Source organism: Ruegeria sp. G2, assembly GCF_056533505.1.
Map to the genome: position 1 here is coordinate 182,317 of NZ_JBQFON010000006.1, position 14,692 is coordinate 197,008.

Genomic DNA, 14,692 nt, shown 5'->3' on the forward strand with positions numbered 1-14,692 from the left:
AAGAGGAAAGTCAAAGATGTACGGAGCGTGAATCAAATGACCATCGTCCCCATCACATCCCCCGACCTGGATGCGGCCGAGGTTTCGTGGTTTGCAGCGCTCTGCTCGGATGACTACCAGTTTCTGGGTGTGCCCGATGGTGATCTGCGATCCAGTTGGGAGCATTGCTCGGGCATCGTTAAAGAGGCCGAGGAGCAAGGTTTTCGCAACATCCTTTGCCCATCGTCATATCAGGTCGGACAGGACACCCTGAGCTTTGTCGCAGGGTGCGCGCCGATTACCGAAAAAATCAACCTACTGGCCGCCGTGCGCTGTGGTGAGATGCAGCCCATCATGCTGGCCCGTACCATCGCGACGCTGGACCACATGCTCAAGGGGCGGTTGACGGTCAACATCATCTCGTCCGATTTCCCGGGCGAGAAAGCCGACAGTGCGTTTCGCTATCAGCGTTCGCGCGAAGTGGTTGAGATTCTGAAACAGGCCTGGACGCACGATGAGATTAACCATGCGGGCGAGGTCTACAATTTTTCGAGCCTGACTACGGACCCGGCCCGGCCTTACCAGGCTGGTGGCCCACTTCTGTATTTTGGCGGCTACTCCCCGTCTGCTTTGGACCTGTGCGGCGAGCATTGCGATGTCTATCTGATGTGGCCAGAAACCAAGGATCAGTTGGCCGAGAGGATGAAAGCCGTTCATGCCGTTGCCGAGAATTACAATCGTACTCTGGATTACGGTCTGCGCGTCCACATGATTGTTCGCGATACCGAGGCTGAGGCACAGGAATACGCCGACTACATCGTTTCGAAACTGGATGACGAATACGGTCGCGCGATCCGCGAGAGGGCGTTGGACGCGACATCGTTGGGTGTGGCGCATCAATCCAAGAACCGTGATCTGGCGGATGAATATGGCTATGTCGAACCCGGCCTGTGGACCGGTGTCGGTCGCGCGCGTTCGGGCTGTGGTGCTGCGCTGGTCGGTTCGACCGATCAAGTTATGTCTAAGATTGAAGAGTATCAGAAGCTGGGCATCCGCGCCTTCATCTTCTCGGGCTATCCGCACATGGACGAGGCCAAGCATTTTGGCGCCCGCGTGATGCCCAACCTGAAAACCTGCTCGCTTCCCGAAGCCTACGGACGCGTGCCAGCAACCACCCCGGCGACCCCGCTGGGCAACGGAGTTCGTCGCTAATGCAACGTGTGAAACTATCTGACACGCTGGAAATGAGCCGCCTTGTCTATGGCATGTGGCGCTTGGGTGATGACAGTGACACCTCGACAGCGCATGTCGAGGCCAAGATACAGGCTTGTCTGGATCAAGGGATCACCACCTTCGACCAGGCAGATATCTACGGTGGATACGCAGCCGAAGCTGTTCTGGGCAACGCCTTGCGCGCCAATCCCAGCCTGCGCCAGAAGATGGAGATCGTCACCAAATGTGACATCGTCGCGCCAATGGGTCGCTATGCGGATGCCAAGGTCAAATACTACGACACGTCGCGCGCGCATATTCTGAAATCGGTGGATACGTCTCTGTCGGAAATGGCGATTGACCACATCGACCTGCTATTGATCCACCGCCCTGATCCAATGATGGACCACAATGAAACCGGTGCAGTGCTGGACGAGGTGGTTGCCAGTGGCAAGGTCGGGGCTGTAGGCGTGTCAAACTTCCGCCCTTGGGATTGGTCTCTGCTGCAGTCGGCAATGAAAACCCAGTTGGTCACCAATCAGATTGAAATCTCGCTTGGAGAAATCGGCCCGTTCACTAACGGTGATCTGGCGTTCCATCAGCAGCATGGACATCCGCTGATGGCGTGGTCCCCGCTTGGCGGCGGCCTTTTGATGGCCGGGAACCCTCCGGTCGGTGTTGTAGCGGATGAGATCGCCGCAGAATTCGGCGTGGACCGAGCGGCAGTGGCCGTTGCCTTCCTGCTCGCGCATCCGGCAAACATCCTGCCGGTTCTGGGCACAAATAATCTGGGCCGCATCAAGCGCGTTTCGGATGCTTTGAAGGTCAAGCTGGATCGTGAAAGCTGGTACCGCCTGTATGAGGCGGCGCTGGGACATGAGGTGCCATGATGAATGCAATCTCACGCGATATGAACCACACATTCATCCCGCATAAAGACGACACGCGAACCCTGCGTGATGCCTTCGGCCGCTTTGCCACCGGTGTTACCGTCGTGACCTGCGACAGCGAAGATGGCCCGATCTGTATTACTGCCAACAGCTTTTCGTCCCTGTCGCTGGACCCAGCCTTGGTGATGTGGGCCGGAGACCGCAACTCGCGCCGGTTCCGCTATTTCCAAGAGGCACGTCATTTCAGCGTGCATGTTCTGTCTGCCGAACAGGCCGAGCTATGCTTTGGGTGTTCGAATGACGCCCACGCGCTGCGTGATATCGAGCATGACCGGTGTGAAAATGGCACCCCGTTGTTGCCGGGCAGTCTTGCCCGGTTCGAGTGCGAGCAGCACGCTTATCACGATGCGGGCGATCATGTGATCGTGGTGGGCAAAGTTCTGAAGGTCAGCATGGCGGATGGAGACGCGCTGACTTTCTTTGCCGGAAAACTCGGCCAATTCGCGCAGCGCTAAGCGCGATATGACGATTGCGGGGCAAACCCGCAGCTGAACAAGGGAGGATCCGCATGGGCGGACTGGCATCGGCGCTAGCGCCGATTGCATTCGTGAACGAAACCGTGCTGCGATTGGGCCGCGCGGTTGGTGTCGTTGCGATTGCAGTCATGGTAATCGCAATCCTGATCCAAGTGTTCTTTCGATACGTTCTGGGCAACGCCCTGCCATGGCCGGACGAGGCTGCGCGGTTCTGCATGCTCTGGATGACGGGGCTGATGGCCCCCACCGCTTTCCGTCGCGGAGGGTTTGTCGCCATCGACATGCTTGCGCGTTTCCTGCCGCGTGCGCTTGGCCTTTCGCTCAATCTGTTCCTGCTGCTGATATCGCTGGTCGTGCTGTTGGTTGCTGTCAATATTGGCTGGTCCGAGGTCACAGGTTTTGGCGGCAAGTTTGCCACCGCGGCCCTGTATCTGCCCACGTCTTTTGGATTCGATGAATGGTACCGCATCCCGCGCAGTTGGATGATGGCTTCGCTGCTGGTGGGGATCATCCTGCTGATCTCGGTGAATATCGAACTGATCTTGCGATCCATAGTGACCATGCTGGGCGGAGCACATCTTTTGCCCGAAATTCCCGAAGCTGCGGTGGGGGCTGAATAGATGCTGATTTGGTTTCTGCCTACATTCCTTGTGTTCCTGCTGATCGGCCTGCCGGTCTTTTTCGCGCTACTGGCTGCACCCGGTATCTTGCTGTGGCTGAGTGGCCAAACCAACGACATCACGCTGCTCTATCGCAATGTCTATAACGGAATGGACAGCTTTCCGCTGATGGCCATTCCGTTTTTCATGCTTGCCGGAGAGCTGATGAATCGCGGCGGCATAACCATCCGCCTGGTCGAGTTCAGCCAGGCCCTGATGGGCCACCTGCGGGGTGGCCTTGCGCATGTGAATGTGCTTAGCTCGATCCTGTTCGCGGGTCTGTCCGGCTCTGCCGTCGCCGACACATCGGCGCTTGGATCTATGCTGATCCCGGCGATGGAGAAGCAGGGCTATACCCGCAAATTCGCCGCAGCGATCACGGCGGCCAGTTCAGTGATCGGGCCGATCATCCCACCCTCGGGCATCATGATCATCTATGCCTATGTCATGGGCGAAAGCGTGGCGGCCCTGTTCCTAGCAGGTATCGTGCCCGGTGTGATGGTTGGCGTTGGCCTGATGCTTATGATCAAGGTCATGGCCGATCGTTATGACTTCCCTGTCGCGAGCCGTAAATACACTTGGCCCGAACGCCGTCAGGCCAGCCTTAAGGCCTTCTTTCCGCTGATGACACCAGTGATCATTCTGGGTGGTATTCTCGGCGGTATTTTCACCCCCACCGAGGCCGCCGCGGTGGCCGTGGGATACGCTTTCATCATCGGTTTCTTTGTTTTGCGCACACTTACTTTGAAGGAAGTTCCCGAAATACTTAGCAACGCGGGAATGACCTCGGCGGTCGTCTTGCTGTTGGTGGGCGCGGCAATGGCGTTTAAGACGGTGGTCAGCCTCAGCCATGCGCCGGAACAGTTGGCTTCGCTAATCCTCAGCCTATCGGAAAACCCGCTGATCCTGCTGTTCCTGATCAACCTGCTTTTGTTCATCGTGGGTATGTTTCTGGACGCAGGTCCGGCGATCATCATCCTTGGCCCGATCCTTGGTCCGATCTTCACCAGCCTCGGTGTGGATCCGATCCATTTCGCCATCATCATGAGCGTCAACCTGACCGTTGGTCTGGCCACACCGCCAATGGGCCTGGTTCTGTTCGTAGCCGCCGCAGTGTCGCGGGAGCGGGTAGAAACCATCGCCAAAGCCATCCTGCCGTTTTTGGCAGTCGAAATCATTGTGATCTTCCTGATCACATACATCCCCGCACTATCCATGACGATCCCGAGGATAACGGGATTTGCAAACTGAGTTTCACAGGGAGGAAACGCATGCTCAGAAGAATTATCAAAACCGCAGCGGTGGCCACATCGTTGGTGGCTGCATCCGCGATTGCCGCGACAGCCGCCGACTACACGCTACGCGCCACAGCAAACTCGAATGAAAACGACGAAGACTATGACGGTCTGGTCGTTTTCAAAAACTATGTCGAGGCGGCCTCGAACGGAGCCATTGAGGTTGAGCTGTTCATCGGAACGCAGCTTTGCTCGAACGGTGCCGAGTGTCTGCAGGGCGTGGCGGATGGCACCATCGACATCTACATCTCCACCTCTGGCGGCGCGTCGGGCATCTTTCCTTACGTGCAGGTTCTGGACCTGCCATATCTGATGGCCGATGACCGCATTGCCGAACACGTGTTGTCAGGCGATTTCACCCGCAAAATGCGCGACATGGCACTGGAAGATTCCGGCGGCGCGATCCGCTTGATGACCATTGGCAACACCGGTGGCTGGCGCAACTTCGCCAATACGCAGCGTCGTGTGGCCGAGCCTGGCGATATGGAAGGTCTGAAAATCCGCACAGTCGTTGCCGACCTGCCACAAGAACTGGTTAAGGCCCTTGGTGCCTCGCCGACCCCAATCCCGTGGCCGGAACTGTTCACCAGCTTCCAGACCGGTGTGGTTGAAGGATCCAAAAACGGCATCACCGACATCATGGGCATGAAATTCCCCGATGCGGGTCTGCAATACGTCACGCTTGATGGTCACGCTTACATGGGTGCGCTGTGGTGGATGAACAACGCCAAATTCCAGGAAATGCCCGAGGACATGCGTCGCGTTGTCGTGGATGGTTTCTATGCGCTGCAGCAGGCCACCTTTGCCTCGCCCAAGCGCAAATCGATTCAAGCATACGAAGATTTCGTTGCTGGTGGAGGTGATCTCTACGTACCTACACCCGAGCAGAAAGCCGCGTTCAAAGAGGCTGCAACGCCGGTCTATGCCTGGTTCCAGTCCAACGTGGCACGCGGAGATGAAGTGTTTAACGCATTGACCGCGGCCGTTGCAGCGGCTGAGGCGGATGTAAACGCCTCGCGTGATGCGGACCTGAACTAAATTGTTGGGTCGGGCCTTTGGGCCCGGCCCTCACCGAAACGGGTACATCCACCCTTTGTAGTCGTTGACCAGAACATGCGCCCTATCGATCTGCTCCGGCGACATCTTCTTGACCACTTCCTCAAGGCTGATCGCCGCATCGGGGTCGCCGCCGATCGCGCTGAGCGTGTACCACATGTAGGCTCGCACCAGATCAGGCGCAGGCATGCCCAGACCCAGCTCATAATACCAGCCGATGCCGGATTGCGCCCCCGGATGCCCCTTCATCGAGGCGCGCAGATACCATTCGAACGCGCGCTCATAGTCTTGCTCGACCCCAAGACCCAGCCCGTACATCACACCGATCAACTCTTCGGCTTCGGCATTGCCGGATCGCGCCGCTGGCAACAGTTCTTCGCGCGCGGCCTTAAACTCCCCGGCTTCCATCAAATCACGCGCCTGTTCCAACTCGGCCAGCGCCGGAGTCGCAATCAGATAAAGGGCAAATACAAACTGACGCATGGGGTTGCTTTCCTCTTGGCCGGGGCTGCGGCGGCTCAGGATTTGCCGCGCCCGCTGACGGATGCTGATTTCATTCCCTTTGATATGAAACAGGCCGCTATCGGTCATCAACTGTTTTACGATCCTATCCTGTCGGGTAACCAAAACATTGCTTGCGCTCATTGCCATCACCCGGATTTTGGCACCTCGGACGGGCTGTCTCTGGGCATCGGCGAAGGCGGGCAAGGGCTAGGCCCGGACCGCACGCCCGGCATCGGGGCGGATAAGATCCGCAAGCGAATTCCGCGGAACTCGCCGGGCTTGTGGAATCTGGGGGCCAAGGAGATCCATACGGTCTTTCACGACGGCCGCCTGAGTATCTCGGACGTTTACGGCAACGGCTTCAATTCACCTGCACAGGAGTGGCTGCCGGAAGGATTGAACTCCCTATTGGCCGCACAAGCATTGTTCCCGCTGACCTCGCAGTTCGAGATGGCTGGTAATGTCGCCGAAAATCAGGTGACGGGCGCGGTGCATGACCGCATCGACAAAGGTTGGCCGATCCTCGCGAAGCGCGTCCGCACCGACCCTCTCTATGGCCCAGCCATGGTCAGTGCGTTTGATGAAATCGACACGACCGAAGACATCACGATTACCCAGATCGCCAACGCGCTGGCCGCGTTCATGGCATTGGAATGGCGCAGCACAGACAGTCCGTTTGATCAATTTCTGGCCGGCGATCGGTTGGCCCTGACGCCACAACAAAAAGAAGGGATGTCCCTGTTCTTTGGCGACGCGGGCTGTTCTGCCTGCCACTCTGGCCCATTGCTTTCGGATCAAAGTTTCCATGCATTGGGGTTGCCTGCGTTTGGTCCGGGGAAAACCCGTCAGTGGGATCCTTATGCGCGCGACGTGGGCCGTGTGGGTGAAAGCAATCGCCTGGAAGACGCCTATCGGTTCCGCACGCCAATGCTACGGAACGTCGCCAAAACGGCGCCCTATGGTCACAACGGTGCGTTTCCCGATCTTGAAGGTATTGTGCGCCATCACCTGAACCCGCAGGAAAGCCTTGCGACATGGACCTCAGATATGGCTGCCCTTCCCGAAGTGCCGTGGCTGGAACGTGTCGACTTCATCGTCTGGGAAGACAGTTTGGAGATGGCTCGCCAGCGCCGCAAAATCGATATTACCCCGCAAAATCTGACGGATGATCAGATCGCCGACCTAGTTGCCTTTCTTCATGCTCTGACGGGAACGACGCTTGATACGCCGCTCTTTGGTGTGCCCGAGGGCTTTGAACCCTAGAAGAGCTTGGCCATGTCATTGGACATTTGCTTGAAATCTCATAATGCTCCGGTCAAATCCACCGCCGAGAGATTCAATGCATTGCCACTACAAACCAAATGATCAGTTAAAGAATTGCGATATTGCAGATCTGACGCGGTGCTTCACAATACAGGATGCAGCTGCCTTGGATGCGACTCTGCAACGGGAACGTATGTCGGGTAGATTCTGATGGACCATATCATTACTCTGAATTCGGGTTCGTCTTCACTCAAGTTTGGGTTGTTCACAACCACCGGAGACGATCCGGTGCTGATCTGCTCGGGTGAGGTTGAAAGCATTGGCAGTGCAGCGGCACATATCAGCGCAAAGACCACGGATGGCCGGGTACTTGTTGATACCACGTCCGAGGCTCTGCACGATCAGGCTAGCGCACTGGATTACATTCTGGATTTTCTAGAGCGAGAGTTCCCGGCTGCACGTGTGGCAGCCGTTGGGCACCGCATTGTGCACGGCGGGCCGGACAATGATCGACCGATATTGCTGACCCTCGATAGTTTGCAGGTGCTTGAAAAGCTCGAGCCTTTTGCGCCGTTGCACCAGCCTTACAATCTGCATGGTGCACGCGCGGCAATGGAAAGGTTCCCAGATGCCAAGCAGGTTGCCTGTTTCGATACGGCTTTTCACCGCCATCACCCCTGGGTCAATGACACCTTCGCATTGCCGAGCGAGTATTACGACATAGGCGTTCGGCGTTATGGTTTTCACGGGTTGAGCTATGATTACATCTCGGACCACTTGGCCAACACCGCCCCACTAATTCACGGCGGGCGCGTGGTTGTAGCCCATCTTGGCAACGGTGCTTCGATGTGTGCCATGATCGCAGGCCGCTCGGTCGGGTCGAGCATGGGATTTTCGGCCATGGATGGTTTGCCTATGGGCACGCGCTGCGGTCAGTTGGATCCGGGGGTTGTGCTGTATCTCATGGATCAACAGGGCATGAATGCGGACGAGATATCGGATCTTCTTTATCGCAAATCCGGGTTGCTGGGACTTTCGGGTATGACCAATGACATGCGCACACTCGAGGCGTCGAATACGCCGGGTGCGCGTAATGCAATCAATTATTACACCTTCCGGATACGCCGCGAACTAGGTGCATTGGCCGCCGTGCTGGGTGGGCTGGACGCGGTCGTGTTTACCGGTGGGATCGGAGAGAACTCGACCTACATCCGTGATCGCATCTGCACCGATATGGGATGGTTGGGCATCGAGCTGGACCATGATGCAAACGCTGATAACAGGCGGGATATTTCCACCGATTTGTCGCGCGTGAAATTGATGGTCATTCCGACAAATGAGGAATTGGTAATAGCGCGGGCGGCGGCTGCGCAGATCGGTTGAATCTTCCCTTACGAAGCGCGCCGGTTTGAAGTTTTTTTCTGGGATCAGACAAAAATGTTTCGACACTACGGGAATCCCCCAATTTCGCGATTCCCATGGATGCGTTAACTTTTGATTAACTACTGGGCCAGTGTGCCCAACCACTTTCACTAATTTCCCCCGATGAGGGGCTGGCTTCCTACCCCCTTGGCCGGCCCCTCAACTTTTTTGGGACTAGGCTCACACCGTATCGTTTTGAAGGATTTGCCGAACGAGTGCAGGCAGCTTGGCGCTGTCTTGATAGCTGAGCGTGTGCGGCAGGTCCGAAATAGGTGATTTGCGATAGCCTTGTTCAAATAGCAAAAACGGTACCCCTGCACGCTGGGCTGTTTCGGCATCAACCTCGCTGTCACCGACAAAGATGTGCGGGCCGGCAGCCCGCAGTGCCTCAAAGCTGGCGTGCAGATGCGCTGGGTCGGGCTTGCGGATATCCAAGGTGTCGCCGCCAAATACCGTGTCGAAATAAGGCTGCAGCTTCAATTCGCTCAATACATGCCTGGCCGGCGCTTCGGGTTTGTTGGTGCAGACCCCAAGAGCACAACCCATTTCACGAAGTTCTTCCAATGCCTCAAAGACTCCGGGGTAAACGACGGTCTGGTCGCACGCGCCGGCATTGTAGTGCGCTAAGGTAAGCTGCGTCAGTTCCGCGTGCCGATCCGGCTCTATCCCGCAATGGGTCATTACACGCTCGACCAATTTAGGCAGACCGTTTCCGACGAATCTACGGATTGTGTCATTAGGCAAGGCCGGATGCCTTTGATCATCAAGCATTCGATTTGCTGCAGTAGCGATGTCGGCAAGGCTGTCTACCAAGGTGCCGTCCAGGTCAAATACAACGACTGCCGTCATCTGCGAATCCACCTATAACTATTGATGATTAGTGCCTAGGTCGCAATTCGTGACGACGCAATGGAGAGCCGAATAAGTGGCTTCAAAACTGTGGCTTGACAAACCTTACTATTTTTATCAGATTAATCTTACGAACAGATAGCCAACCCCTTCAGGGTCAGCCAGATCAAGCGAATCAAACCGACAGGCCACGTGCCAAAGACGCTCTGGAGATGCCCCGATGAACATGCAAACCCCCTCCTCGACGCAAAGTTATGCTGTTTCAATGCTGCCGGCTCATAAAGCAGAAGACCTGACAAACGGTGGCAATCTGGCCCATATCGAGCTGGGCGATCAGCTTTATACACTGCGCATCACCCGCGCGGGCAAACTGATCCTGACCAAATGAGCGCACCTTCTTCGCGCGGCGGGGCGGCCGTCGGTCGTCTGACCGACCTGAGCCCCATTGAGGCCGGTGCCGTCATGTACCTGCGCCTCTGGGGTGATGGTGACAAAGGCCGCGCCAACGCTGCTAGTGATTTCGACATCGCGCTGGGCGCAGATCAGGGCCATGCCACGATGCTGACTTTGGATCGGCTGTGTTCACTGTGTACGCATCATGGTCGCCGCCCGCTGGTGCGCCATGGCTTGGGATGCGCCTGTCTGGGGGCTGATGAGAACTGCTTTGCCCAGATGATCGGCGCCGCGTCCGAGGGCGCGCGCGAGGACGCGATGATGATGGCCTCGCTGATTGTGCGACCTGATTTTGCCCCAGCATTGGCCTCATTGTCCGAGGAACTGGGGCTGGCTCTACGCCGGATGTTTTTAGCGGTACCTTTGCCGACGACAGGGCACCAACCCCCAAATGCGGTGCTCCACTGATCGGTGGTAGCAAAACCCCGGCCATTTTGCCGGGGTTTTGTTTTACTCAGCAGCAGCTACAGCCTGCATGGTGATGGTCGTGATCGCATTCGAGGGCGGGGCTATAGTCCCCAACCTCCGCAAGTACTTCCCGCAACGCCCAAAGGATCATGTCCACATCTTCCGCTTCGATGGTTAGCGGCGGCCGTATTTTCAGGATATTGTCCTTCGGCCCCTCGCTGCCAATCAGGATGCGGTGATCGCGCATCCGGTTCTTAACGTAGCTACAGATCTCGCCACTTTCCGAGCCATCTGGGTTGATCAGTTCTACGCCCAGAAAAAGGCCCATACCGCGCACATCGCCAACGCAGGAAAAGTCTGCTTCAATCTGCATGAGGCCCTTCATCAGGCGAGCCCCCATGACGCGGGCATTTTCTTGCAATCCTTCGTCGTCGACAATGTCCAGCACCTCTTTCCCGATCCTGCAGGACAGGGTTGAGCCGCCAAAAGTAGAAAAGAACTCGATCCCGTTGTCGAAGCTTTGGGCGATTTCTTTGGTGGTGACCAGCACGCCCAGTGGGTGGCCGTTGCCGATGGGTTTTCCCATGACCACGATGTCAGGCAGCGCGCCCTGATGTTCAAAGCCGAAGTAATGTTCACCCAATCGCCCAAGACCAGTCTGAACCTCATCTGCGATACAGACCCCGCCGGCAGTGCGGATTTTCTCGTAGACAGCAGGCAGATAGCCCTTTGGTGGGATGATCTGCCCGCCGACCGACGGGAAGGTTTCTGCGATAAAGCCCGCAAGGCCGTGGCCTTTCGCCTGTAATGCCTCAATCGCCGGATTAACCAGATCCGCGAACCTCCGGGCACGGTCGGGATCGTCACGGCGGAACGAACCGCGATAGTCATCTGCGACCTCAACCAGTTCCACCCAATCGGCTTGCCCAACCCCTCGGGGTTTGTTGAACTTGTAGGCCGAGATCGCCACCGCTGCGTTTGTGTTTCCGTGATAGCCGTGATCCGGCGTCACGATACCCTTCGCCCCGGTATGCGCGCGCGCCAGCCGCAAGGCCAGTTCGTTGGCTTCGGTCCCCGAGTTGACAAAGAAACAGACCTCAAGGTGATCTGGCAGTTTCGACAAAATCTTGTCAGCAAATGCGGTCTGCGCAGGATGCAGATAGCGGGTGTTGGAGTTCATCCTCTTCAGTTGATCCGCCGCGACCGCTTGAATGCGCGGATGTGCATGGCCCACATGGGGCACGTTATTGTATGCGTCCAGATAAGGCCGCCCCCATTCGTCGAACAGGTGATGCTTCCAACCGCGCACCAGCATGACCGGATCGTCATATGTTAGGCTGAGGTTGCCGCCAAAGTGATCGCGTCGGTCTTGCAGGATAGCTTGCTTGTCGGTTGGGTGATAGAAAACCTTCTCATCCGGCAGGTTCAACAAAGCCGCCGGGTTGGGGCACACCGCGTTCCACAGTTCCATCTCATCCGGGTCGGCAACTCCGGGCCAGTCGGCCTGCATCCCGTCGGTCGTCAGTGCCAGTTGGAAATGCACATGCGGTGCCCAGCTACCATTCTGGCTGGCATTGCCCAGCCGGGCAAAAGCCGCACCCTGAGCCACCGGATCACCGGGTTTCAAACGCTCGCTTACTTCGGGGTCCAGATGGCCGTATAGCGTATAGAACGCGTCCCCCTCGGGTGTTTCGTGATGCAGGATCACCACCCCACCGTAATCGAGATGAGCGTCCCGGTTCTCAACCACCTCGACCCGACCACTCAGCGGCGCATGAAGCACCGTTCCGGCGGGTGCAAACACATCCACCGCCAGATGCACAGTGCGCCGATCCGACGCTTTCCACGGACCCTTGCGGAACCCTGGCTCCGCATAGATCAGGCGGGGTTCATTGTAATAGCCAAGCCAGAGGCCCTCTCCGAATTCCTCTCCGACTCGTGCCGCCTCAGCAAGCGGCATGTGGAATGGATTTTGTGGCCATGTCGAATTTTCCACAGACAACGAGCCCATCGGCGCATCGCATAAATCCTGCCCGAACATCTGTGCGAAATGCCCGCGATGGCTGGATAGGTAGGTGTGGACACGCTCGGCTCCGTCAACTACCGGCAGGCCACAAGCGGCGCGCAGGCGGGCTGGCATGAGCGCGCCATTGATCTTCGCGTCTTCCAGGAATCGCCACGCCGGAGCCTGGCTGATTGTCACATAAGGGTCGTCCGGGTTCTCGGCCGCCATCAGAGTCGAGTTCACCACCGACACTGCCAGCCGCATCTGCAGAAGGGGCCAGATCAGATCGATTTCATCAGGTCGCAAACGGTTGGCGGCGTGATAGCCACGCACCAAAGCGGCCAGTGCGCGTTCGGGTTTTGGGTGGTCCAGAACGACATAGGCCCCGGCAATGGCCAGTTCGCATACACGCGGTGCCGCACACATATCACCAAGGTCGATCAGGCCCGAGACGCTTCGACGTTCGCTCAACTCACCTTCAACAAGGATATTGTAGTCATTGGCATCATTGTGGATCGCCTGTTTAGGTAAGCCGTTCAGCTGATCACCGATGGCATCAAATTCCAAGGCTATCTGTTGCAGTCGCGCGCGCCGTGCCGGATCAGAAATTGCCCCCAGTTGATCAACAATCCAACCAGCTTGGGTCAGGTCCCATTTGAAATCTGCACGACTTAAGCCCTTGTGCTTGAACGCCTCCAGCGCCCGGTCCGTTGCCCCTAGAACACGCCCCAGCTTGAGGATCAGGTCCTCGTTTTTTGGCACACTGCGGGCAAAGCACTGCCCTGGCAGTCGTTCAAGCAGCCAGACCAGCCGCGGCTGCCCGTCCGCGTCAGCAATTTCAGGCAACATGGTTCCGTTCAAATCAGAAACAACGTCAGGAAACGGCAAGCCCGGAGCCTCGGCATCGAGATGCTTTAGTGTTTTGATCTGCAAATCCACCAGATCGGCGTCACATCCGGCCCGCATTACTTTGAGCACATAGTCCTGCCCATTCGTGGCCTCGACTAGAAAGTTGAGGTCATATTCCCCATCCAACCGCGTTAGACGGGCTTCCAGCCCCCAGTTCTGACGCAGCTTTCCAGCCCAATATGCATTCAGATCGCCCATGCATTACCCCATGCCATTCCCAACTTGATCCCCTTCATCTGGCCAAAAATACTCTCCGGGGGGATCGCGCCCCGGTGCGATGGGGGGCAGACAGCCCCCCTGCCGTCAGCTCAAAGCACGCAGGCGTTTGAACAGCGAGGACGTATCCCACCGGCCGCCGCCCAGCTTCTGCACATCCTTGTAGAATTGATCGACTAGCGCGGTAACGGGCAGCGATGCGCCGGTCTCATTTGCTGTATTCAGGCAGATCCCCAAATCCTTGCGCATCCAATCCACGGCGAAGCCATGTTCGAAGTGGTCATCCAACATGGTCTCGTACCGGTTTGCCATTTGCCAACTGCCCGCAGCGCCCTGGCTGATTACCTCGACGACAGCACGGCCATCCAGACCGGCCTTCTCAGCAAAATGCAGCGCTTCGCTGAGGCCTTGCACCAGCCCAGCAATGGCGATCTGATTGCACATCTTCGTCATCTGGCCTGCACCGTTGTCGCCAATGCGGCGGCAGATCTTGGAATAGACCTGCATCACCGGTTCAGCTGCGTCATAGGCCTCCTGATCGCCACCACACATGATCGACAATACACCATTCTCGGCCCCGGCCTGACCGCCCGAGATCGGGGCATCCACAAAAGCGATCCCATCAGCTTTGCCAGCTTCGTACAACTCGCGCGTCACTTTGGCGGATACCGTAGTGTGGTCCACAAAGATTGAACCTTTGGCCATTCCGTGAAAGGCCCCATCCTCACTTGTGCACACCATGCGGAGATCGTCGTCGTTGCCGACACAGGCCATCACGAATTCTGCCCCTGCTGCGGCTTCACGCGGGGTGAGCGCCATGGTTCCGCCATGCTGGGCAACCCAGGCCTCTGCTTTGGATGCGGTGCGGTTATAGACTGTGACGTCGTGACCGGCGGCCTGAAGGTGCCCGGCCATCGGGTAGCCCATGACGCCCAGACCAAGGAAAGCGATTTTTGCCATGTGATGATCCTCTTTGTAATCCGTCCCAGGCCTCGACGGCACAACAGGGCGAGATGTTCAGCAGAGACAAATCAAA

The 14,692-nt window shown here is 57.3% G+C and carries 14 protein-coding genes; 10 read left to right on the plus strand and 4 right to left on the minus strand.

Features of this window, described 5'->3' with window-relative positions:
- Window positions 1-36 precede the first annotated feature (36 nt).
- Genes ACR0DU_RS13025 through ACR0DU_RS13050 form a run of 6 tightly spaced genes read left to right on the plus strand, consistent with a single transcriptional unit; the run spans window position 37 to window position 5,609 of the window.
- Window positions 37-1,191 carry an LLM class flavin-dependent oxidoreductase gene (locus tag ACR0DU_RS13025; protein WP_480875109.1) on the plus strand — a complete coding sequence of 385 codons (1,155 nt, stop codon included), beginning with the start codon at window positions 37-39 and terminating at the stop codon, window positions 1,189-1,191.
- Window positions 1,191-2,081 carry an aldo/keto reductase gene (locus ACR0DU_RS13030; protein ID WP_319545358.1) on the plus strand — a complete coding sequence of 297 codons (891 nt, stop codon included), beginning with the start codon at window positions 1,191-1,193 and terminating at the stop codon, window positions 2,079-2,081. The genes ACR0DU_RS13025 and ACR0DU_RS13030 overlap by 1 nt, the downstream gene beginning before the upstream one ends.
- Window positions 2,081-2,596, plus strand: a complete 516-nt coding sequence (locus tag ACR0DU_RS13035; protein ID WP_480875112.1) for a flavin reductase family protein — start codon at window positions 2,081-2,083, stop codon at window positions 2,594-2,596. Before ACR0DU_RS13030 ends, ACR0DU_RS13035 begins: the two co-directional genes overlap by 1 nt.
- A gap of 53 nt (window positions 2,597-2,649) precedes the next feature.
- Window positions 2,650-3,237 (plus strand): TRAP transporter small permease subunit, encoded by a 588-nt coding sequence (locus ACR0DU_RS13040; protein WP_170780772.1) that lies wholly within the window; start codon window positions 2,650-2,652, stop codon window positions 3,235-3,237.
- A complete protein-coding gene (locus tag ACR0DU_RS13045; RefSeq protein ID WP_170476074.1) occupies window positions 3,238-4,527 on the plus strand; it encodes a TRAP transporter large permease in 1,290 nt (429 codons plus the stop codon).
- A gap of 20 nt (window positions 4,528-4,547) precedes the next feature.
- Window positions 4,548-5,609, plus strand: coding sequence for a TRAP transporter substrate-binding protein (locus ACR0DU_RS13050; RefSeq protein WP_480875116.1), 1,062 nt, complete (start codon window positions 4,548-4,550; stop codon window positions 5,607-5,609).
- A 30-nt stretch (window positions 5,610-5,639) separates the two neighbouring features.
- On the opposite strand, the gene ACR0DU_RS13055 is transcribed toward ACR0DU_RS13050, so the two are convergent.
- Window positions 5,640-6,110, minus strand: a complete 471-nt coding sequence (locus ACR0DU_RS13055) for a tetratricopeptide repeat protein (RefSeq protein WP_480875248.1) — start codon at window positions 6,108-6,110, stop codon at window positions 5,640-5,642.
- 84 nt (window positions 6,111-6,194) lie between these two features.
- Here ACR0DU_RS13055 and ACR0DU_RS13060 point away from each other — a divergent pair, with 84 nt between their 5' ends.
- Window positions 6,195-7,394, plus strand: coding sequence for a cytochrome-c peroxidase (locus ACR0DU_RS13060; RefSeq protein ID WP_480875118.1), 1,200 nt, complete (start codon window positions 6,195-6,197; stop codon window positions 7,392-7,394).
- A 210-nt stretch (window positions 7,395-7,604) separates the two neighbouring features.
- Entirely contained in the window at window positions 7,605-8,777 is a 1,173-nt protein-coding gene (locus tag ACR0DU_RS13065) for an acetate/propionate family kinase (RefSeq protein ID WP_480875120.1), read from the plus strand.
- 219 nt (window positions 8,778-8,996) lie between these two features.
- On the opposite strand, the gene gph is transcribed toward ACR0DU_RS13065, so the two are convergent.
- Window positions 8,997-9,665 (minus strand): phosphoglycolate phosphatase, encoded by a 669-nt coding sequence (gph, locus tag ACR0DU_RS13070; protein ID WP_480875122.1) that lies wholly within the window; start codon window positions 9,663-9,665, stop codon window positions 8,997-8,999.
- Between the two features lie 220 nt (window positions 9,666-9,885).
- On the opposite strand from gph, the gene hemP reads away from it, so the two are divergent.
- Together hemP and ACR0DU_RS13080 are read left to right on the plus strand one after the other, a co-directional pair.
- Complete coding sequence (gene hemP, locus ACR0DU_RS13075; protein ID WP_010441016.1) at window positions 9,886-10,053, plus strand: hemin uptake protein HemP; 168 nt, start codon at window positions 9,886-9,888, stop codon at window positions 10,051-10,053.
- Entirely contained in the window at window positions 10,050-10,526 is a 477-nt protein-coding gene (locus ACR0DU_RS13080; protein ID WP_480875124.1) for a hypothetical protein, read from the plus strand. Before hemP ends, ACR0DU_RS13080 begins: the two co-directional genes overlap by 4 nt.
- 46 nt (window positions 10,527-10,572) lie before the next feature.
- On the opposite strand, the gene ACR0DU_RS13085 is transcribed toward ACR0DU_RS13080, so the two are convergent.
- A complete protein-coding gene (locus tag ACR0DU_RS13085) occupies window positions 10,573-13,638 on the minus strand; it encodes an aminotransferase class III-fold pyridoxal phosphate-dependent enzyme (protein WP_480875125.1) in 3,066 nt (1,021 codons plus the stop codon).
- 105 nt (window positions 13,639-13,743) lie between these two features.
- The gene (locus ACR0DU_RS13090; RefSeq protein WP_010441022.1) at window positions 13,744-14,616 is read right to left on the minus strand and encodes an NAD(P)-dependent oxidoreductase; all 873 of its coding nucleotides are present in this window, start codon (window positions 14,614-14,616) and stop codon (window positions 13,744-13,746) included.
- Window positions 14,617-14,692 lie beyond the last annotated feature (76 nt).

What these genes read in the sequence shown, in the direction of transcription:
- ACR0DU_RS13025 (WP_480875109.1), top strand. Translation starts at nt 37, where the DNA reads ATGACCATCGTCCCCATCACATCCCCCGACCTGGATGCGGCCGAGGTT.
- ACR0DU_RS13030 (WP_319545358.1), top strand. Translation starts at nt 1,191, where the DNA reads ATGCAACGTGTGAAACTATCTGACACGCTGGAAATGAGCCGCCTTGTC.
- ACR0DU_RS13035 (WP_480875112.1), top strand. Translation starts at nt 2,081, where the DNA reads ATGAATGCAATCTCACGCGATATGAACCACACATTCATCCCGCATAAA.
- ACR0DU_RS13040 (WP_170780772.1), top strand. Translation starts at nt 2,650, where the DNA reads ATGGGCGGACTGGCATCGGCGCTAGCGCCGATTGCATTCGTGAACGAA.
- ACR0DU_RS13045 (WP_170476074.1), top strand. Translation starts at nt 3,238, where the DNA reads ATGCTGATTTGGTTTCTGCCTACATTCCTTGTGTTCCTGCTGATCGGC.
- ACR0DU_RS13050 (WP_480875116.1), top strand. Translation starts at nt 4,548, where the DNA reads ATGCTCAGAAGAATTATCAAAACCGCAGCGGTGGCCACATCGTTGGTG.
- ACR0DU_RS13055 (WP_480875248.1), bottom strand. Translation starts at nt 6,110, where the DNA reads ATGCGTCAGTTTGTATTTGCCCTTTATCTGATTGCGACTCCGGCGCTG.
- ACR0DU_RS13060 (WP_480875118.1), top strand. Translation starts at nt 6,195, where the DNA reads ATGAAACAGGCCGCTATCGGTCATCAACTGTTTTACGATCCTATCCTG.
- ACR0DU_RS13065 (WP_480875120.1), top strand. Translation starts at nt 7,605, where the DNA reads ATGGACCATATCATTACTCTGAATTCGGGTTCGTCTTCACTCAAGTTT.
- gph (WP_480875122.1), bottom strand. Translation starts at nt 9,665, where the DNA reads ATGACGGCAGTCGTTGTATTTGACCTGGACGGCACCTTGGTAGACAGC.
- hemP (WP_010441016.1), top strand. Translation starts at nt 9,886, where the DNA reads ATGAACATGCAAACCCCCTCCTCGACGCAAAGTTATGCTGTTTCAATG.
- ACR0DU_RS13080 (WP_480875124.1), top strand. Translation starts at nt 10,050, where the DNA reads ATGAGCGCACCTTCTTCGCGCGGCGGGGCGGCCGTCGGTCGTCTGACC.
- ACR0DU_RS13085 (WP_480875125.1), bottom strand. Translation starts at nt 13,638, where the DNA reads ATGGGCGATCTGAATGCATATTGGGCTGGAAAGCTGCGTCAGAACTGG.
- ACR0DU_RS13090 (WP_010441022.1), bottom strand. Translation starts at nt 14,616, where the DNA reads ATGGCAAAAATCGCTTTCCTTGGTCTGGGCGTCATGGGCTACCCGATG.